At 43.1% G+C, this 19,942-nt stretch carries 15 protein-coding genes; 4 read left to right on the top strand and 11 right to left on the bottom strand.

The features are described 5' to 3' along the window. Window positions 1-268: 268 nt before the first annotated feature. From BAU14_RS04195 to BAU14_RS04180, 4 genes are all read right to left on the bottom strand, one after another. Complete coding sequence (locus tag BAU14_RS04195; protein ID WP_161898833.1) at window positions 269-904, bottom strand: YesL family protein; 636 nt, start codon at window positions 902-904, stop codon at window positions 269-271. A gap of 198 nt (window positions 905-1,102) precedes the next feature. After that, the gene (locus BAU14_RS04190) at window positions 1,103-2,689 is read right to left on the bottom strand and encodes a sugar ABC transporter substrate-binding protein (protein WP_161898832.1); all 1,587 of its coding nucleotides are present in this window, start codon (window positions 2,687-2,689) and stop codon (window positions 1,103-1,105) included. Between the two features lie 36 nt (window positions 2,690-2,725). Then, the gene (locus tag BAU14_RS04185) at window positions 2,726-3,592 is read right to left on the bottom strand and encodes a carbohydrate ABC transporter permease (protein WP_161898955.1); all 867 of its coding nucleotides are present in this window, start codon (window positions 3,590-3,592) and stop codon (window positions 2,726-2,728) included. Window positions 3,593-3,661: 69 nt separating this feature from the next. Beyond that, the gene (locus BAU14_RS04180) at window positions 3,662-4,609 is read right to left on the bottom strand and encodes an ABC transporter permease (RefSeq protein WP_161898831.1); all 948 of its coding nucleotides are present in this window, start codon (window positions 4,607-4,609) and stop codon (window positions 3,662-3,664) included. Between the two features lie 270 nt (window positions 4,610-4,879). Between BAU14_RS04180 and BAU14_RS04175 the strand changes: the two genes are divergently transcribed. Continuing rightward, window positions 4,880-6,565, top strand: coding sequence for a sensor histidine kinase (locus BAU14_RS04175; RefSeq protein ID WP_161898830.1), 1,686 nt, complete (start codon window positions 4,880-4,882; stop codon window positions 6,563-6,565). 49 nt (window positions 6,566-6,614) lie between these two features. Continuing rightward, entirely contained in the window at window positions 6,615-8,201 is a 1,587-nt protein-coding gene (locus BAU14_RS04170; RefSeq protein ID WP_161898829.1) for a response regulator transcription factor, read from the top strand. A gap of 198 nt (window positions 8,202-8,399) precedes the next feature. On the opposite strand, the gene BAU14_RS04165 is transcribed toward BAU14_RS04170, so the two are convergent. The 5 genes from BAU14_RS04165 to BAU14_RS04145 all read right to left on the bottom strand — a co-directional run bounded on the left by BAU14_RS04165 (window position 8,400) and on the right by BAU14_RS04145 (window position 15,587). Next, the gene (locus BAU14_RS04165) at window positions 8,400-10,583 is read right to left on the bottom strand and encodes a glycoside hydrolase family 65 protein (protein WP_161898828.1); all 2,184 of its coding nucleotides are present in this window, start codon (window positions 10,581-10,583) and stop codon (window positions 8,400-8,402) included. Window positions 10,584-10,711: 128 nt separating this feature from the next. Further along, complete coding sequence (locus tag BAU14_RS04160) at window positions 10,712-13,000, bottom strand: glycoside hydrolase family 65 protein (protein ID WP_161898827.1); 2,289 nt, start codon at window positions 12,998-13,000, stop codon at window positions 10,712-10,714. 322 nt (window positions 13,001-13,322) lie between these two features. Next, entirely contained in the window at window positions 13,323-14,273 is a 951-nt protein-coding gene (locus tag BAU14_RS04155; RefSeq protein ID WP_161898826.1) for a sigma factor regulator N-terminal domain-containing protein, read from the bottom strand. A 6-nt stretch (window positions 14,274-14,279) separates the two neighbouring features. Continuing rightward, window positions 14,280-14,750 carry an RNA polymerase sigma factor gene (locus BAU14_RS04150; RefSeq protein WP_161898825.1) on the bottom strand — a complete coding sequence of 157 codons (471 nt, stop codon included), beginning with the start codon at window positions 14,748-14,750 and terminating at the stop codon, window positions 14,280-14,282. A 219-nt stretch (window positions 14,751-14,969) separates the two neighbouring features. Next, window positions 14,970-15,587 (bottom strand): lysophospholipid acyltransferase family protein, encoded by a 618-nt coding sequence (locus tag BAU14_RS04145; protein WP_161898824.1) that lies wholly within the window; start codon window positions 15,585-15,587, stop codon window positions 14,970-14,972. 392 nt (window positions 15,588-15,979) lie between these two features. Between BAU14_RS04145 and BAU14_RS04140 the strand changes: the two genes are divergently transcribed. Further along, on the top strand, window positions 15,980-16,726 hold the full coding sequence (locus BAU14_RS04140; RefSeq protein WP_161898823.1) for a tRNA1(Val) (adenine(37)-N6)-methyltransferase: 747 nt from the start codon (window positions 15,980-15,982) through the stop codon (window positions 16,724-16,726). Next, on the top strand, window positions 16,713-17,030 hold the full coding sequence (locus tag BAU14_RS04135; protein WP_161898954.1) for a GIY-YIG nuclease family protein: 318 nt from the start codon (window positions 16,713-16,715) through the stop codon (window positions 17,028-17,030). The genes BAU14_RS04140 and BAU14_RS04135 overlap by 14 nt, the downstream gene beginning before the upstream one ends. A 47-nt stretch (window positions 17,031-17,077) precedes the next feature. On the opposite strand, the gene BAU14_RS04130 is transcribed toward BAU14_RS04135, so the two are convergent. After that, a complete protein-coding gene (locus tag BAU14_RS04130; RefSeq protein ID WP_161898822.1) occupies window positions 17,078-17,824 on the bottom strand; it encodes a hypothetical protein in 747 nt (248 codons plus the stop codon). Beyond that, a complete protein-coding gene (locus tag BAU14_RS04125; protein WP_161898821.1) occupies window positions 17,821-19,938 on the bottom strand; it encodes a hydantoinase/oxoprolinase family protein in 2,118 nt (705 codons plus the stop codon). The genes BAU14_RS04130 and BAU14_RS04125 overlap by 4 nt, the downstream gene beginning before the upstream one ends. Window positions 19,939-19,942: the final 4 nt, after the last annotated feature.

Below are 19,942 nucleotides of genomic sequence, written 5' to 3'. Positions count from 1 at the left end.
CGTAAGAGTTCCCTCCTAGGCTTTTAAATCAGAATCTATTTATTGTTCCTGAAACTATCATCTTTTTTTTGACATTTCACTAATCATTCATATATTTTTATCAGCTTAATTCCTTTTGAATTATTCGTATGATAGACTAGCAAGTTTATATACATGATCTTTCTTATTTTAATATCTTGAATTGTCATATCAAGTGCAGCATATAAAAAAGCAGCCTGTTACAATAACAGTACTGCTTTTGTGAGAACCTAATTTCGTTTCATCAAATTTATTTCCTGGTAGCTTTTTCAATGCGGTCAAAGACTGTCTTCATGATCACGCTGTTTAAAAGGGCAGCTAGTGAAAACCCGAAAAACGTGGCGATATAAATAGCAGTTAGCAACCGCTCCGGCGAACTGACTGTGCCGTAAATAAGCAACCCATTGAACGCACTCACGAGTAAAATCTGCGGAAAAAAATTCACCAAAATTGCCAGTGCATTTTTAGCGATTTGTTTGAGGGGGTCCTGGTAACGGCCGATATAGGCAAAGCAGATTGATGACAATGCCAGCAACAAAAAAACAAAAGGCATCAAAACAAACAAGCCTAACAGTCGTTGTCCACCAGTAACTTGTTGTAGCAGCAGGTAATCCAAAAAGAATGTACCACTGAGCACTAAGATGATTCCCCACAAAATGGTACCTTGCTTCAAGTTCTCCCGAAATAACCGAAAATAATTGACTGTCACGCTATTTTCTTGTCCTCGTAGGATTCGCTGCCAACTTGCTAAAAGACTACTCCAAGCTGCTCCAATCGTCACCAATGGTAGTGCGGTCGCGATAAAGAGCAGATTCAGTAACACCAAATCCGTGATTCGAGCCAGCAGTCGCATCAAAGGTCGCTCCACATTAAAAAGTTTAGTCATAGTGATTTCTTCCTTTCATAGCTATCCTTACCATTTGCTGCATTGCCGGTCATTTCGTAATCGCATCTATTCTGCATTTTTTTCATAGCTCATTTTTTACACACTTTTTAAACTCTGCTTTCTCGAGATATTCCCCGAAATTTTTGCTATGTAAGAAATAGGGTACCCGCAGACCCCCTATTTCTATCGATACTAACACTAACCTTTGATTGCTTCTTGGTAGCGATCGTAGGCATCGTTTTGAATCTTCATGAAATCATCCAAGCCCATTGCTTTCAATTGTTTGAGATAGTCATCCCAGTCTTTATCAATTCCGCCTTCAACAACCCATTTAGAAGCCATTTGGGTCACATAAGAACTGATATCTACGTAAATAGCAGACAACCGATTCAACTCGTCAGGTGAGTAGTTGACATTTGGAAAAGCAGGCAATGCATACTGATTGATTTCAGCATCCAGCTTCAATTTCAAGCCATCACCTTGTGTATCATCGATTTCAACTTTGTCATTGAATCCATCTTCAACATATTTTGGTCCAAAATCTCGCAACGAATTGATCCACGCCCAAGAGTCAGCAGATTCTTCCCCTTGTGGAGGCAAAACTTTGTATTTGTCGCCGTCTTTTTCAGTGCCTACACCGAAAGATCCATAGTAAGTTTGGATACTTGCATCATCTGTGTACAGAGAATCTGCCCATTTCAGTAATGCTTCTGGATCTTTACAAGCTGTAGTAACCATCAACTCATTGCGACCATAGTTGTAATGGTCTGGATCTGAAAAGACATACCGTTCCCCATCAGGACCTTTTAATGGTTTTAAAGCCACGTATTCATCTGCATGCAGACCAAATGTTGCATCAGCTGTCCATCCAACAGAAACACCTACAAGAGACACATTTTTATCCATCCGTTTCGCATCAGACATGGACTGGTCTTGTGTATAGAGTTCTGGATCAATCAGTCCCTTAGCATATGCGTCATGCATCCAGGCAATCCCTTCTTTGTAACTTTCTTCTGTGCGTAGGTAGACCGGCTTGCCATCTTTCAGAGACATTTCATAGGTTTGGTCTTGTCCACGACGATTGTCAAAGGGCAGAATGAAACTAAATGTTGGGTCAGCATTTCCTGCCCCGTAAGGAATCTCATCGTTTGCATCACCGTTTCCATTGGCATCTTGTTCTTTGAAGGCCGTCAATACTTTGATAAAGTCTTCATAGGTGTCTGGCATTTCCAACCCGAGATTATCTAGCCACTTTTGATTGATAAACAATTGATTATCAATCAGCGGACGCATTGGCAATTTTTTAGGTAGACTGTAAATGTGTCCATCTGGTGAGGTAATCAACGCTTTTAGTTTAGGTTCTTTTTCCATCGCTGCTTTCAGATTTGGCATGCTTGATTCGATGTAATCCTCTAAGGGAATAAACATCGCCTGGTTTTGAGCGATTTCGGCATCATTCAGCGTAATGGAGCCTAAAAAGGCATCAGGCAGATCTCCACCGGCCAGCAAGACAGATTTTTTGTCAGCCCAATCGGCATTTAAGTAGACATCCCAATTAATTTTAACCCCAGCATCTTTGGCGCTGTCTGCCAAAAAGCCTTTCTGAAAGTCATCTCCCCAATCGGCCCAACGAACAGTAGCCACTTTAAAGCTCGCTTCCCCGCCGGAACCGCTGCTCTTTGTATCACTATCTTTGGCTGCATCGTCTCCTGAACCACTGCTACACCCAGCCAACAGTGCCAAGACCGCTGCAGCTGTCAAAAAAGCGCCCATTTTTCTCTTCATTCTTTCTTCCTCCTAGATAATTAATTATATAATGGATTATTCTTTGATCGCACCGATCATGACCCCTTGATTGAAGTATTTCTGCAAGAAAGGATAGAGCATCATGATAGGAGCGGTTGAAACCACAATGGCGGCGTATTTCATCATATCGGCAGTCGCTCTGAGTTCCGAAGCCAGACTACCGGTAGCCTGACTTTGCAGTGTTTGATTGGTAATCAGCAAACGCCGTAAAATCAATTGCAATGGCTGCAAATTTTCATCTGTCAAATAGATCAATGCATTAAACCAAGAATTCCAAATTCCTACCGCCGTCCACAAACCAATAACTGCTAAGATAGCTTTTGATAAAGGAATTACAATACTGAGAAAGTAGCGGAAAGTGCTACAACCATCGATTTGTGCAGCCTCCCATAAGCCTTCAGGAATGCTGTTACCAAAAAAAGTCCTGGCAACGATGATATTGTAGCTGGAGACTGCAAAAGGAATCACCATCACCCAAAAATTATTCAGCAGTCCAACTTGTTTGACCGTCAAATAAATTGGGATTAAGCCCCCGCTGACAAACATTGGGATCACATAAAAGATAGAAAGGTATTTTTTCCCATAGAGGTCGCTTCGTGATAAGGCGTAGCCAGCAGGAATGTTAACAATCAGTGCGAAAACTGTACCTACCACCGTATAAAGGATTGTGTTCAAGTAGCTCCGCCAGATCAATGATTGCTGAAACAGCGCCTTGTATCCATCTAACTTCCATTCATTCGGCCAAAACCAGACATTTCCGTTAGCCACATCTGCTGGGTCACTGAAAGAAGCGATGATGACAAACCATAAAGGATAGACAATCAATAAAATTAATAAGATGGAACTGCCATAAATGATGACGTCAAAGATTCGTTCCTTCATTGGCTTTTTCCGCCACTTGCTGACAGAAGCTTTCTTGGTTGGTTTCGTCATTTCCATATTCTGCACCCCCTAGAACAAACCGGTTTTGGTCGTCTTGCGGGAGAGCCAGTTGACGAAAACCAAAACGATGACATTGACAACAGTGTTAAACAGACCGATTGCAGTAGAAAGACTGTATTGGAAATTTTGCATTCCGACTTTATACACATAGGTCGAAATAATTTCGCTACCTTGCAGATTTAGAGGGTTTTGTAACAGCAGGACTTTTTCAAATCCGACATTCAAGATACCGCCCGCCCGCAAAATCAACAGAATCATTGCAGTAGGAATAATCAGCGGAATATCAATGTGGCGGATCTTTTGCAGCCGAGTAGCTCCGTCCATCGTTGCCGCCTCATAATACGTAGGATCAATCGCCGACAAAGCCGCCAAATAGATAATGCTGTCCCAGCCGACATGCTGCCAGACATCACTCCAAACATAGACTGATGCAAAACGATTCGGATTAGAGATCAGATTCGGCATATCAATGTTTAGCAATTTCAAAGCATTTGCGATTAAACCGTTATTGGGGGATAAAAACAATAAGAGCATCCCACACATCACCATCGTAGAAATAAAATGCGGCAAGTAGGTCGTTACCTGGAAGAATTTCTTGAATTTTTCCAAACGAATCTGATTACAGATCAAGGCTAAGATGATCGGCAGTGGAAATCCCACAGCAATACTGTAAATAGAAATTTTCAAGGTGTTTTTTAAAGTGACTCCGAACTGAAACGAATTGAAATACTGAATAAAGTGCTTTATCCCTACAAAAGGACTTTTCAAAATTCCTAGTGCCGGTGAGTAGTCTTTAAAAGCGATGATCAGCCCTCCCATCGGTACATAGGCAAACACGATGAGCAAAATCAGGGATGGCAGCAATAAGGCATATAGTGGTATGCTGCCTTTGATCTTACGCTTATACAAATCTTTGAAGCCCTTTTTTTCAACAGCCGGACGAATCGACTTTTCCATAAACTTTGTCTCCTCCTTATTCCTCTTTTTCAATCAGCAGGCCGTTATTACACTAGCAAGTCCGCCGACTCCCTTTTACACTTTTGATTATAGCGGGGCAGCATTTTAGGTTATAGAACAATCAATAGCCTTCTCAGGCAGAATTCCGTCATGATGTGAATCCGCTTACTATTCATTGTGTACAATTCCGACAACTGACAAAAAGCTGTCGTAAAAGTGCAACCGGCACCAAAGTGAAATACAGTATAATAAGAAGAGAGGTGAAAACGCATGCAGAATATCAAAATCACCAATTCCAGTCATTCCATCGATTATTACGCTAAGATGCTGATTATCTTGCTAATTCCGATTTTGATTATTAACTTTATCTTGAGTTTTTTAAGTATCAGTACAATTCATAAACAAAACATCAACCAACTCTCAAGCTCCGTCCAAATCTATGCTGGGTCTTTGCAAAAAGAGTTGAATGCCGTGGATCACTTCCTATTTTGGAGTGCACTTCATGAGCCTTCCATTGATGAGATTTCAAAAAGTACCAGCCACAACGAGTTCGACACTGGCTTGCGCAAGCTTCGCACTCGGGTTACTGATTTTATGTATTCAACCAATGTCGATTGGACCTTTCTGGTATCTACTGCCGATAATCAGCGATTTACCAATGCTTCGGCTATCCATATCGATTACAGTGCCTATCAGCAGCTGGAGAAGTTTTTTTTAGAACCCAAGCGTCAAATCACTACCAGTGGCGCTAGCAATAATTGGGACAAAGTGACTTTTTACAATGAAGAGTATCTCTATCGCAGCGTCAATTACGAAGGAAAAACCATTTATGCAGTGGTAGCAACTGAAAAAATATTAGCCCCCTTAAAGACTATTGAGGTCGGGGATAGAGGAATGGTAACTACTACAAGGCCTGAAAATCCTGGTGTCGGTGCTGCTAATCTTCTTTTCGGCAACCCCATATTGACCTTTCAAAAAACCGACACGCAGCTGCCTTTTGACGTTTTTGTAGCGATTGACTATCCATCTGCCTTCAAGAATATGATTCTATTACAGCTTTTGATGCTACTGCTACCGATTTTGATCGGCGGATTGTCGTTGTTTATGCTCTTTTATATTCAGACACGGGTAATCCGACCAGTGAGACGATTTACCGACCGGCTGATTCGGATCTCCAATGAAGAACCCGTTCTTTTAATCGACGAAGGAATCGCTGAACTGGACAATGCCAATGATCAAATTACCGGCATGGTACGAGAGATGCAAAATCTTAGAATCAATGTTTACGAATCTGAGCTGGAACAAAAACGGATGGAACTGAATTATTTACGAACACAGATTCAGCCGCATTTTTATTTAAATATCCTCTCGACCATTCACAGCATGGTCCAAACAGAGAACTACCATGAAATCGAGGAGCTCACTCTCTCCACCTCTAAATATCTGCGGTACCTCTTTCAATCCAATCAAGATTTTGTTCCCTTAGCCGATGAACTGAGCCATATCGAAGACTATTTGACAGTACAAAAACTACGCTATGGTGACAGCTTGAAAACCTATCTACGCTTAGATAAAAATCTGTTGCAAGCTGCTATTCCACCACTAATTTTGCAAACCTTTATCGAAAATGCCGTCAAACATTCTTATACCGTCGATGAAAACTTAGTCATCGACATTGACGTTGGGTTTGCCAATCAGGCAAAGTCTCATTACGCTGTCACCATCAAGGACAATGGCTACGGTTTTCCGCCAGAAGTTCTAGAAAAGCTTACTCAGCGTAAATCGCTAGTCACCCCAGAGGGAAAACACGTTGGCTTGACAAATGCCGGGGAACGTTTGGATTTATTGTATGGTTCCAAATACAAGCTGTCTTTCAAAAATCAAAAAGGACATGGCACTTGGATACAGCTAGTCATTCCTTTTAAGGATCTTTCCGAACCTTCAGCTGACGCTTAACCAGCCGCTCGTTCCAGCATTTTACATCACTCAGGAGGAGAAATAGGAAATGAATATTTTGTTAGTGGACGATGACCGGTATATCATCAAAGCCTTACAAGAAAAAATCCATTGGGCAGACCTCGGAATTCAGCAGGTCTTCAGCGCCTTTAACATGCAACAAGCACAAGCTGTACTTAAAGATCAGCGAATTGACTTGCTGATTAGTGATATTGAAATGCCCCGTGGCAGCGGTTTGGAGCTGCTTTCTTGGATTCGGCAAGAAAAGTATGATGTTCAGGCGATTTTTTTGACCAATTATGCCGATTTCAATTATGCACAAAAAGCCATCGAGTTGGAGAGTTTTGAGTATTATCTGAAACCTATTGAATACGACAAACTGGAATTGATCATTAAAAAGGCTGTCCGTAAAATTCTAGATAAAAAGCAGACCACGATCTTGAATCCGAATGACCGCTATCTGTTGGAACGGACTTTCTGGTATGATCACCTGCGAAAGCCGCAGCGGACAGCAGAACAACAAGCCTCCTTTATTGATGATATCCAAAAGATGAGTATTCGGTTGGAACCTGATCAACGCTTATTACCACTAATTATCAGTTTGAAAGTAGCATTTTCTGAACTCTCTGCCAGCGAAATCACTTGGAGCGAACTACTAAAAACAGCAGTAGATGATTTATTGCAGATGGAGTTCCCTTACCGCTTAGCCGCACTCTTCAAGTTAGACAACTGCGCGGAAAAATATTTTCTGCTGTTGAAAATTCCTCAGAGTCAAAGTGCAGATTTACCGGGAAAGCTCAAGTTCTTTCGGGAGCGATTGGCTGAAATTACCCAACATGATATCCAGATTGTAGCCGGAGAAACAGCTATCTTGGAGACTATCTTGCCTCAGACCAAACTTCTGTATAGCTTTCTGGAAAAAACGGTTGGTCACGCGCAAAGTCTATATCTACTTCGAGGCAGTTTGCCGGAGCTGCCAAGCTATCACGAGATACCGATAGAAACTGCCAATCTCTTACTGAGCGCAGATTCTTGCCAAATTCGCAGTGAGCTGGCAGATCAAATCAAAACCTTTGAGTTCCAAGGATTGGTAGCCGCAGGTGTCCTAAAAAGTCTGCGCTTGGATATCACTCAGAAAACTGGAATCTTCTTAGATTCAAAAGGAATTTTAGCCCATAAGCTTTTCCAAAATCCCCAGCACGACTATCGTTTACAGCGTTGTTACAATTCGTTAGAGGCTTTTCTAGAGTACTTGACTTACTATTTTGATACCGCTCGCGACTACATTCGTTTAACCGAATCCAAACAATCGATTGCCAATATTTTAATCACTTATATTGACAAGCATTTTACCGAGGATTTGAACCGTAAAGCATTGGCAGAGATTGTCTATTTAAGCGAAGACCACTTGGCACGCGTCTTCAAAAAAGAGACGGGTCAGACCCTGGTAAGCTATATCACCGAAAAACGATTAGGCTTAGCCAAGAGTCTGTTACTACACTCCGATGAACCTATCTATCAGATTGCTAGTGCAGTAGGCTATGACAACTATTCCTATTTCACTAAAATTTTCAAAAAAGAAGTTGGCATTACACCGGTAGAATACCGCAACAGCCCCCAAGAAACAGTCGGCTAGTGTCGTGTCTGGCGTTGTTCATAAGCTGAGGATAGCAAGCGCATGAAGTTTTTCCAGCCTGATGCCGAGCTGCAGGTTTTTGGGGCAGTGAACTAAAAAAAGACGAACAACGGCCAATTTGATGTGCTGTCGTTCGTCTTTTTTGGTTTTGTAATACATTTTCAAAAGGGCTAAACCTGACTTATCTTTGCTTTTTGATTAGATAATTGTCATCTGACTGCCCTCGTGGCTACAGTTAATCTGGTAAGTTTGCCCTTGATAGCAAATCTTAAAACTTACTTGTCGCCATTTTTGCGGCAGTCGTGGTTGTGATTGAATCCCGTTTTTGGTAATCTTCAGCCCACAAAAACCTAGAACTGCTACCATCCAAGCCCCACCATTAGCTGCTGGATGCGTCCCACCAATATATAAGTCACCAGCGAAGCTTTTGCTTTCACCGGTTAGATCTACCTCTGCTGTCTTCATGAAATAGTCGTAAGCCCACTCCTCTTTTCCAATCAAGCAAGCTGTTAACCCATAGATACACGCACTCAAAGATGACCCGTGCTCAGTTCGAGGCTCGTAATATTGCCAATTTTTGGTCAGCTCCTCTTGCGTGTACTCATTGCTGAATAAGTACTGGAGCATAATTACATCTGCTTGTTTAATGACTTGCGTATCGCTAGCCACTCCATAAGCCCCGCCCCAGTATTCTTTAGGGTCTAGCAAGCGCTGTTTCAGAATTTTTGGAAGAGTATCCTCCAGTTTGAAATAGCCATCGAACTGCTCAATCAGTCCAGTAGAAGCAGCCGGTTTGGGTACAAATATCTTCGGTGCCATGATTTTTAATGCGGCTAGATCCTCTGAAAAAGTTAGTTTCTCCAAAATCTCTGTCACTGCTTCTGGGTGACGACTCCTCAGCTCTTCGGTCAACTGAAGTACGGCTGTCATCGTAAACTGTGCGATCTTAGAGGTGTAAGCATTGTTGTACACCCGCTCATGATACTCATCTGGACCGAGAACATCGATCAATTCATAATGATCCTTTTCCGGCTTGTAATATAAGTAAGACAAATAGAAACGGGCAGCCTCCAATGCTAATTCCAAACCACCTGCAAGTAGTAGTTGATCATCACCTGTATATTGAAAATACTGTTTTAGAGCATAGACAATATCGCCAGAAATATGGATCTGCTTGTCTTTAAAATAAGTCCTCTGTGGGCGTTTAGTAAAAACATCTACCACATTGTAATCACTAGTAGCATCAAAGCCGCCTTCTTGAGATTCCCAAGCAAAAAATACACCGCGATAGCCGTATGAAGCGGCTTTTTTTCGTGCTTCAGTCAGACTGTCAATCCGATATTGTAACAGATTTCGAACCAGTTCTGTATCATGATGCAAAAAGAACGGCATCATAAACATCTCTGTATCCCAGAAAACAGCACCTTTATAGGTCTGACCGGAAAGACCGCGGGCAGGAATGGATAGTCCGCTGCAATGATGAGGAGCGATAATTTGTAGCTGGTACAGGCTATACCTCAAGGCAAAATCTGCCGCCTCATCACCGGCAATTTCTATATCTGTCAGTGCCCAACGTGCTTGCCAAACTTTTTTGTGGGCTTCCCAAGCTTGTTGAATATCTTTTGCTGTCGCTGTTACCAAACTTTCTCGGCATGCTCTTTGTGGATTCTGTTGCTCACCGCTATGGTAGATCTTAATCAATTTACTGATTTTGACCGTCTCACCTGCGTCCAGTTTGAATGACAAATGTCGTAATAAGTGTTTTTGATCGACAGTGAAATATTCTTCATGCGGCGTCTCGCTAAAAACTTTTTCCCCAACAGAAACCTGTTGGCCGCTTTCTTGAGTCGCAGCTGTCAACTGTAAAATCTGACCAGATTCCATCTGATAGTCCTGCAAGTGGGGACCATTGATATCCCAAATGTCTCCGTCAATTCCGGTAACAATCTCCAAGGTCGTCTTTTCTGTAACGGTTACTTGGTAATCCAGCAATAAAGTGTGGACTTCTGCCGCTGAAGCTGTTCGTTTGGCTTCAATCGTAATGTGGTTGTTTTTAACAGCAAACTCTGAACGTCGCTGGTGGATAGCTGTATATAGATCCAGACTTTGGCTGTGGGACACTGGCACCTGCGTTTTGACGCTCACCAGTTGTTGAGCTACACGAATGAACGTAAAGAAAGGATTCGGCGCATTGACTGGTTCACGCCACTTATCTGGAACCTGATCGTATAAACCAGCAAGATTGATTGCAGTTAATTCCTCTTTGGTGTATTCTTCCAAAGTTCCTCGGACACCCAAATATCCGTTTGCTACCAAAAATTTGTTACCAAAATGCACCGCAGCTTCCGGCTGAAAGCCATCTTCCGTCAAAATATGTTGCATCTTCTGCTCCTTTCTAGCAAGTCCATTATTGCTCTTTGATAATGGACTTGCTTTTTGAGACTAGGATTTTCTCTTCTTAACTGTGAATTGTTGATTTTGGCCATCAAATTCAAGCCTCACGCCTTTTCTTATCCCCAGTTGAAGGTATTGCTCCCCTCTTTTAAAAGAACCTCTTTGCCCTGCAGAAGGATTGATAGCTCAGCTTTGTCCATCATATCGATACGATAGTCAGCCTTTGTGACGGCTATGAAAAGATGGGCCCCTTTATAATGAAGATGGAAAGAATAACTGTCCCAATCTTGTGGGATCGTCGGCGCGATTACTAACTTGTCAGCGTCACTACGGACACCACCAAACCCATAAATGATATTCATCCAAGCACCGGCAATCGACGTTGTATGCAACCCTTCTCTTGTATTGCGATTGTAATTATCAAGATCCATCCGAGTAGCGAATTCAAAAAATGAATTGGCCTCTGACTCTTTTCCAAGCTCAGCTGCTAAAATCGAATGAATTGCCGGAGACAATGAGGACTCATGAATCGTTTTTGGCTCATAAAAATCATAATTGACACGTTTAACTTCAGTCGTGAAATGCTGATTAAGCAGGAACAAAAACATTAGAACATCTGGCTGCTTGATCATATCGTTTCGATAGATTCGATCATATGACCAGTGATGATACAAAGGAAAATCGGTAATTGGAATCTTGTGGATATCCACATGCGGCAATTGGAAAAAGCCTTCGTGTTGTTCAAAGAGTCCCGTTTCAGTTTGAATGATCTTCATGTGATCGGAACAACGACGCCATTGTGCTAATTCTTCTTCAGTCACTGCCGTCTTAGCTAGGATGGCTTCATAGTCTCGTGGGCTATTTTGCTGCACTTCTTTCAGCAAAGTCAGTGCGTAGTCAATACTGAACTTGGCCATCAGATTGGTGTAAGTATTATGATTGACCATCATCTGAAATTCGTCTGGACCCATGACAGACCACAACCCAAAGTACTCGCCGTTTTGATCCCAATCCCCTCGACTCACCATAAATCTGCTGATTTCTAAAAGCATTTCTAAGCCGTGACGATAGAGAAATGCACGATCATCGGCAAATTTACTATAGTGCCAAATAGCAAAAGCCACCCCAGAACTTGGCTGGAATTGCAAAGAAGCATGTTGCCACAAATCGCTGGATTCATTTCCATTTAATGTGGCAATAGGATAACAGGCCCCTTGGCAGTCAAGTTCTTTGGCACGGTTACGGGCCTGATCCAGTGTGTGATAACGAAACTCCAAAAGATTTTTAGCGGCTTCCAGGTTTGAAAACAGGTAATAAGGCAGGCAGCAGGTCTCCGTATCCCAAAAAGCATGTCCACTGTAGGCTTCACCGGTCAATCCTTTAGCACCGATATTGTTACGAGGATCTTGTCCATGATAGGTTTGATTCAATTGAAAAATACAAAAGCGAATGCCCTGCTGCTGTGCCTCGTCTCCCACGATTTCAATATCTTCATTTTGCCAAACCCGCTTCCAATAGGCTCGTTGGGAAGTTTGAGCTGTTTCCCAAGTCAACTTGAAATTTTCTTCTACCGTATCAAGTCCACTAACCCAATCCTTCTGACCCTTGCCACTTTTTTCAGCAATATTCACTGCGTGTCTTCGTACAAGAAATTTTTGCTGCGGCTCCAAAGAAACCGTGAGCTGTTTTCCGACAAAATATTCTTCATTGATATCAGCTACTTGATCCGGTACTTGCGAGTAATCCAGCGTGAAGGCTGACAACAGCGTCTGTTTAGTAGTGTTGGTCTCCCCCAAAATTGCGCCACCTTGAGGCAGGACTTTCTTTTCTAAAATCTGCCAATACCGATAATCTTCTCCGAAATGTTTGGTTTTAAAGTCTGCTCCCAATTTCATTTCCAGTGTGACTGGCTCGTTAAGAGGGGTAACAGTGATTTCTTGGAACATATTTTCTACTTTTTCCATATGCAAAAAACGACGAAAAGATAATTTTACCGCTTTGCCACTAGACAACGTCACCACATAATTCTTAGTCAGAATGCCACTGCGCAAATCCAATTCACGACTAAAGTCTGTGATGTGACTTTGACCGATTGTTACTGCTTCGCCATCTAGTCGGATTCTGGTGTACAACCAATCGACAGTATTTACCATAAAATGAATTCGCTGCACAATCCCCTTGTATTGAACTCGATTTAAATGTCGACCATTTTCGTAAATTCCATTAAAATAGCTGCCCAACAAGCTAGCATCTGTCGTTCCTTCCTCATGATAGCCACGAACACCGGCATATTCATTGCCTAAAGAAAAAATTGATTCCGCAACCTCACTATAGGCCGAATCCAAGCCCCTCTCTTTTATTACCCAAGGGTCGACTTCAAAATATCGATCAGCGATTTTCCCCATCCTTGCCACACTCCTTTGTTTTTCTTCAGTTTACGAATAGTAACACCGCCAGACAATTCTTTAAAAAGCAGATGTCGGGAATGGCAATTCAAAAGTCGGGATTGTCGATGCACCCTGTACTTTTCCGTGATTTCAAACAAAGGTATTTAACTGAAGCAAAACTCAACACTTTAGCTGCAGCTCTTTCGAAAAATTTATTCTAGAGATAAAATTCCTTGCAAGTAAAGTACATTCAACAGTATAAAAAAAGACTCAAACAGTCCTTGTTTGAGCCGATATTTGTAATCTATCGTTTTTTTTACTCCAGAAAAGCGGCAGCGATTCATTGTTTGGCTGACTGAATATATGGGAGTCTCTGAACCGTAGCACCGATGGAAGACGCGTGTATCCATGGGACGTTGCTGATTTGCGCAAAATTTTCGGTATTGCCAGTCAAGATAACCCCCGCAAACTTTGTAGCAGCAAGTGTCTTGTACTCCTTTGTCACAGTTGGTAGCATACGCAATAATGGTGAGCGCTTTGTTCCTTCATTTTCCTTTAGGTTGCCATACTTATTGGCGACACGAAGAAATTCATCGTATTGTTCGTTAGTCAGGGTTCCCTCAGTGTCTTCTGCTTGGATACCAAAGTAGCCCTGTTCATCGCTTAGATTCGGATCATCTTTACCAGCGACCCCTAACCAGTACCAATTAATCATCAAATTATCAGGGATCAATGACAATATTTCTTGGTACGTATAGTCTCTATCGAAGGTAACCGCTAGCTCACCGACATACCCCGTCATCGTTGATAATTCTTTAATTTGCCGCTCTGGCTCTTTATTGTTCCCTGTTAATTTTCTATTGTAAAAATGAGCAATTTTTTGATAATTTTCCTCATCCATATCGAATTTACTAGTTTGATTGTAAATCATATCTGATCTATCGCCACCAAAGTCCGCTCCCAACCATGAATATTTAGAAGAAATATTGCTCCACTTCACATAATAGCCATTGATATTCTTATAGCTGTCATGTATCACTGTCCCTCCAAAAAGTGAGTCTTTTGAAAATGACCACCCCTTGGTTTGGACATTAGGTGAATTGATTTGAATTTCCATACCGACTTTCTCAATCAATTGTTGCCGATGTTGCCCACTCAAATACTCGATTCCAAAGATTCCGCCACAAAAAATAATTACTGCACAAATTATTGAAATCAGTATTGTAGTTATCGTTCTTTTTCGTTTTGTCTTACGAGCCAATTTTTCAAATTCTACATCCAACTTTTCCATCTATCCTTACTCCTCTTCAATAAATTGTTTTAACTTGCCTCGGATTCGAAATAACCGAGTTTTCACCGCACTCTCGCTAATTTCCAGTATTACAGAAATCTGACGGACACTAAGCTCCTGCTCATAGCGCATCAAAATGAGTAGACTTTCTTCTAATTCCAGCTTTCCTAGAGCAGTGATGAGACCGCTATCAGGAAGTATTATGTCACTCCATTGCGACTTAGAAATAATTTCTGGAATTAATTCAAGGTAGCGCTTCTTCCGCTTATAAAGATTGTAGTATCTGGTTATCGCAACTCGATACATCCACGCACGTAATTTATCTGGCGACAAAACAAGTTCTGTTTCCAATAATTTAACAAAGGCTTCCTGAGAGATATCTTGAGCATCCTCTTTGCTGGCACCAGCTTTAATCAGATATGCGATGAGCTCTTTTGCAATTGTAATCAACTGCTGTTCATATTGCCCAATATCCATCTTTCTCCCCCTTCCACCTATATAACAATTAACTTTCCCATTGGTTACATCTCTTTCAAATTTTTCCAAACCCTCGTTTATTAGAAACAAAAAGAGAAAATGGAAAACGCAGGAAAACTAGCAACTTAAAAAAGATCGCTTTGAAAAAAAGTAAAAATGGCCTAGAAAAAATCCCCTAGCAACACTGAGCCAGAGGATTTTCCATTGTTCTAATTATTCTTACTTCACTTCATACTTAAAACTTGGGTCGACTTCTTTATCCAGCTGGTCGAAGCTTGCCTGGATACGACGTTCGACTTCGGCCATGCCTTCTTTGTCCATCTTCTTGATGTCTGAGATGTCGATAGGCTCGCCGAAACGCATTTTTACTTTGCGGCGTTTCAAAAGATCCTTGAAAGTCAGCGGCCCTTGATATACGCTGGGGACGATTCGGACTTTGGCCATTTTAGCGATTAGTGCCATGCCGCCTTTCAGATCAGTGGAATGACGCGTGCCACTAGGAAACATGATTAAACTAAGATCGGAATTTTTCAATAACTTAATTGGCGTCTTCACTGCGCTAGGTCCCGGATTATTACGATCGACGGGAAATGCATTGGCATGGACTAAGATAAATCGCAAAATGGGATTTTTGAAAAGTTCTTCTTTAGCCATGAAAGCAAATTTTTTCGGCCGTGCACCGACTGCCATATACAAGGGGTCCCACCAGGTGCGGTGTGGCGCTACCAGAATATAGTTCTCCTCTTGGGGCAGTGCTTCCCGATTTTGAAAATCAGCCCGTCCGTTGACCACAAATAAAACGACTCGTGCCACAACGCGAATAAACGAATAAAACATACTATCAACCTTTCCTGAGGCTTTTCTTACAATTGATTTATTGGTAGAGAATTGCTAGAAACACCGTGAAAATTAAACCATTATCGTGACTTTCATAAAAGACCACTAATCAGATGCGAGTTCAGAAAGGCCTTCTCATCTTGATTGAATGAAAAGACGCGCCAATTGTCACAGGTGTTTTCAGACACACTCTAGTATGCAAAACTTTTGCGAGAGTGACAAGTCTCTTTTTGCAGTTTGCCAAAACCGCCGGACATAGTATAATACAATTTATTGCAAAGCAGGTGACTAACGCTTGATGCCCTGCTTTTTAGCATTTTAAATTTTGTTAAAGAGCGTGGCCGCAAGCTGGCTGCTGCTTTCTACTTAAACTACAGAAACGAGGCCTTTTGATGGACTTACATACTGGTGAACGCATTGATCAGCTGTATGCCGAAGATATTCGCATCATTCAAAGTAGCGAAGTCTTTTCCTTTTCGTTGGATGCAGTGCTCCTGGCCAATTTCCCCAAAATTCCCAAACGAGGCAAAATCGTCGACTTGTGTGCGGGTAACGGTGCGGTGGGTCTGTTCGTTGCAAAAAAAACACTGGCGCAAATCGAAATGGTGGAACTGCAGCCGCGGCTCGCCGACATGGCTCAGCGGAGTGTCGCACTGAACGGATTGGAAGAACAGATTACAGTCCATCAGTTGGATTTAAAAGACAGTTTGTCGGTGATTTCCGCTGATTCAGTAGATCTGTTGCTGTGTAATCCTCCCTATTTCAAAAATCTGCCAACAAACGATAAAAATCCCAATCCCCACCTGGCGATTGCCCGCCACGAGATCCACGCTGATCTCCATGATGTCCTGCGGGTCTCCGCCAAAATGCTCAAGATGAACGGCCGCTTTGTGATGGTTCACCGACCAGAGCGTTTTTTAGAAATCATGCAACTGATGCCAGACTATCGGATTGCTCCTAAGCGTGTGCGTTTTGTCTATCCAAAAGCCGACAAGGACGCCAATATTTTGTTGGTCGAAGGAATCAAGGATGGTAAGACAGACGGCTTTAAAGTCGCACCGCCGCTGATTACTTATGGCACAGATGGCGAATACACCCAAGAAATCAAGGAGATGCTATTTGGAAATGGCCGCAACTGAGCATTATTTTTACGTTCTTCATTGTCGGGATGGCAGCTATTATGGCGGCTACACCACGGATCTCACCAGACGGCTGGCAGAACACAACGCCGGCATCGGGGCCAAGTATACCCATCCTCAAAGTCGCCGGCCCCTGACTATGATCCATGCGGAAGTTTTCAAAACTCGCAGCGAAGCCACCAAAGCCGAAGCCGCCTTCAAAAAACTGCCTCGCCCGGTAAAAGACCGCTACCTGAGAGAAAATCACGCTCGGAATGTTGTGGGTTCAGCGACTAATAAGCGAGTAAATGCAAGCAAGAAATGAACACTAGCAAAAAAGGATCCCTGCCGTGTGATATGCAGGGATCCTTTTTAGGCTGAAGATTCTTTAAGCTGGGTCAGTTTCAAAAGCATTTCACTGAGGCGACCAGGATAAAAGGGCCAGCCAGTCAGTCTTTGGGCAAAAGCCATCGCAGAAATTTCCCGCAAGATAGGAAGTTCTGTCTGATGAGTATACGGTCCCAGCTTCCACAGCTTCAGTCGATATTCCTGCAGTGGAACTGCCTTTTGCGTTTCATCCAGATAATGAAATAGTTCATGGGCGATTACAACTGAGCGCCATGAATCGTAGCGCAAAAGAGGCATTTTGGCAGCTGCGAGCTGTGCATCATAGCGGGCAAAATAGCGATTGATGAAAATTTCATTGGGTGTCTCAAAATATCCGATGGTGGTAAATTCCGGGGCAATCGGATATTCAGCTTCAGTCACCAAGGCTCCTAAGCGGATAGCTAAATCGGCCGTGTCCAGTAATGGCTGCCACTTTTGATTGTTGCCACTTGCTGATGCTTGTGGTTCACGACCAATTTCAAGGTCGGCAGCGAACGGCTCTTCAGTATCTGTTTGTGGTGCCAAATCCTGGGTGGTTTCAATTTCAAGTGAGTGGTCCCGCAAGAGTTTTTCTGCCAGCTTCACACCGATTTTCAAAGCTGCGGTTGTCAGTTCGGCTCTTTCAGCTGCCGCAATCTTCTTTCCGAAGCGGTCACCAGCTAGTTGTGCCAAGGCATCTTGATATGGATCAGCGGCCAGCGCCTCATGTAGAGCTGCTTTCACGTTTATCATAGGTTATTCCGAGCGCCTACGACGATCACTTCTTCTTTGCCTCCGTGTTGCATCAGTTCCGTATCCATCACCATATGCAGCTGAGACAGTTCCAGCATCCCCGTGTAGTCGATAACTTTAGCACCAATACATAGATAGATATCCGGAGCCAGTTTGATATCGCTCTTGTAGACAGCCAGATCTTCCCAGTAATTGTCAACGATGTTGCGAATTCCGCCGACAGTCGCTTTTTTCGCCTCGGCATCCCCTCGTTGAACTTTGATAAAGCCTTTTTTGTCGATGATTCGCATCTCTTGCTTGTCATTTTTCATTGTGCCAAAGCAGAAGAAGTAGTCATTTTCCTCAATGAGATATACTTTTTCTTCAGCCACCTGCATGGATTTTGCCACTAGTTTCAAAGCTTCGGCTTCATCTACTTTAGCAGCCAGATCCGTTGTTCTCACTTCAGTAGAACCAGTAGCGATTGCCCGTACTTTATTGGTTTGGGCATCAATCTCCATTTGGACTTCGATGGTTTCTGGAGATGCGCCAGATTTAGTTGCCGATTGAATGGCCTCGTTGCGAATATCTTCTAAATCTTGTGGTGCCGGGTTCGGGATGACCCGTTCCACGACGTCACGAACCATGGCTAAGGCAACGCCGATGGAAGAGATGACTTCTGCGTGTTTGGCGATATCATAGCCTAGACCCATGCGTTTGGCTGTGTATGGCAACAGTGCTGTCGCTCCACCACCGCCGCCGACTAGTGAAATCTGGCTGCGCTCCACCTTGTGCTTGTCTGCCAAAAAGTTGATGACTTTGATAACGACATCTGAGGCTTTGTCCATAATCTGCGTGGCCGCAGCTTCGATACTAACTCCCAGTTCTGCTGCCAAAGCTCCGATAGCTTTTCTACAACTTTCCGGATAACCATAGGAGTAGTCGCCTTCTTTCACCAGCCCCAGTGCATTGGCTGCGCAGGTTACTGTGATGGCGTAACGTTTGCCATTGGCACTTTCGATAGCAATGTAATCATTTGGATCATTTTCTAACGGTTGAATGCGCACAACTTTTGGATCAACGATGTCTTCCGGTTTTGCAAAAGCCACATAAGGCAGTTTTGCGATATGGGCTGAACGTGGGCCCACCGCCACAACGGCACTCTTGTCAGCTCGAACCATACTACCACCAGCTACCCCGGAAACGTGAACATCCAATGAGCTGATCAACGTCTTGTGCCCGCCGACAACGGAATAATCAATCATCGGGCGGCCATTTTTGATGACACCAATATCGGTACTGGTACCACCAACTTCAAAGAACACCGCATTAGATGCTTTCAAATACATCAATGCTCCGACTGTGGAGGCTGCTGGGCCGGAAAGCATGGTCAAAACCGGCCGTTTGCGCATTTCATTAATATCCATTACCCCGCCGTCGCCCCGCATGATCATCAGCGGTACTTTGATCCCCGCTTGGCGAACAGAATCTTCGGTACTGTCAGCTGTTTCAAACATTTTCGGCAAAATTGATGCGTTAATCACCGCTGTTCGAGTACGTTTAGACAAGCCATACATTTTACTAATATCAGAAGCTTGAGAAACTTCCAAGCCCATTTCTTTACCCACGGCGGCTAGTTCCTGCTCTTCCAGATTGTCATCCACGCCGAAAGCCTCAGAAGCCACGATTACTTCAGCGCCAGCTCCCACCAACTCTTCAATGGTACGTTTGGCCGTGTCTCGGTCAAATTTTTTCAGTGGAATGTAGCGGTTATGGGTTTTGATACGACGTTTACCGGTCTCATCCAAAACAATGTCGTCGATTTTCGCTTGGCGTTTTGCCATAAAACTGTTGCCCATTCCCACGACACCAGTCACCGCCACATCTCCTTCTAAGAGTGCGTTGGTCGCTTGTGTCGTACTGTGAGCGATAAAAGTCACTTCTTCAGGGGCGATGCCGTTATCTTTCAAACATTTTTCAAATGCTTGGACAACCCCGGCAGAAACCCCCAGTTCATCGTCATGAGTGGTCTTCACAGAACCAATCCCCACGATTTCAAATGTATCATTGTCAATTGCCACAGCCTTCGTATGGGTACCCCCAACGTCAATGCCGACACGGATTGCTCGTTTCATATAT

Source organism: Candidatus Enterococcus leclercqii, assembly GCF_009933135.1.
GTDB lineage: Bacteria > Bacillota > Bacilli > Lactobacillales > Enterococcaceae > Enterococcus_C > Enterococcus_C leclercqii.
Note: the sequence above shows the minus strand (reverse complement) of the source record. Positions and strands in the feature narration are given on the sequence as shown.

Bases quoted from the DNA above. Each gene is read 5' to 3' on its own strand.
- BAU14_RS04195 (WP_161898833.1), bottom strand. From the start codon at position 904: ATGACTAAACTTTTTAATGTGGAGCGACCTTTGATGCGACTGCTGGCT.
- BAU14_RS04190 (WP_161898832.1), bottom strand. From the start codon at position 2,689: ATGAAGAGAAAAATGGGCGCTTTTTTGACAGCTGCAGCGGTCTTGGCA.
- BAU14_RS04185 (WP_161898955.1), bottom strand. From the start codon at position 3,592: ATGAAGGAACGAATCTTTGACGTCATCATTTATGGCAGTTCCATCTTA.
- BAU14_RS04180 (WP_161898831.1), bottom strand. From the start codon at position 4,609: ATGGAAAAGTCGATTCGTCCGGCTGTTGAAAAAAAGGGCTTCAAAGAT.
- BAU14_RS04175 (WP_161898830.1), top strand. From the start codon at position 4,880: ATGCAGAATATCAAAATCACCAATTCCAGTCATTCCATCGATTATTAC.
- BAU14_RS04170 (WP_161898829.1), top strand. From the start codon at position 6,615: ATGAATATTTTGTTAGTGGACGATGACCGGTATATCATCAAAGCCTTA.
- BAU14_RS04165 (WP_161898828.1), bottom strand. From the start codon at position 10,583: ATGCAACATATTTTGACGGAAGATGGCTTTCAGCCGGAAGCTGCGGTG.
- BAU14_RS04160 (WP_161898827.1), bottom strand. From the start codon at position 13,000: ATGGGGAAAATCGCTGATCGATATTTTGAAGTCGACCCTTGGGTAATA.
- BAU14_RS04155 (WP_161898826.1), bottom strand. From the start codon at position 14,273: ATGGAAAAGTTGGATGTAGAATTTGAAAAATTGGCTCGTAAGACAAAA.
- BAU14_RS04150 (WP_161898825.1), bottom strand. From the start codon at position 14,750: ATGGATATTGGGCAATATGAACAGCAGTTGATTACAATTGCAAAAGAG.
- BAU14_RS04145 (WP_161898824.1), bottom strand. From the start codon at position 15,587: ATGTTTTATTCGTTTATTCGCGTTGTGGCACGAGTCGTTTTATTTGTG.
- BAU14_RS04140 (WP_161898823.1), top strand. From the start codon at position 15,980: ATGGACTTACATACTGGTGAACGCATTGATCAGCTGTATGCCGAAGAT.
- BAU14_RS04135 (WP_161898954.1), top strand. From the start codon at position 16,713: ATGGCCGCAACTGAGCATTATTTTTACGTTCTTCATTGTCGGGATGGC.
- BAU14_RS04130 (WP_161898822.1), bottom strand. From the start codon at position 17,824: ATGATAAACGTGAAAGCAGCTCTACATGAGGCGCTGGCCGCTGATCCA.
- BAU14_RS04125 (WP_161898821.1), bottom strand. From the start codon at position 19,938: ATGAAACGAGCAATCCGTGTCGGCATTGACGTTGGGGGTACCCATACG.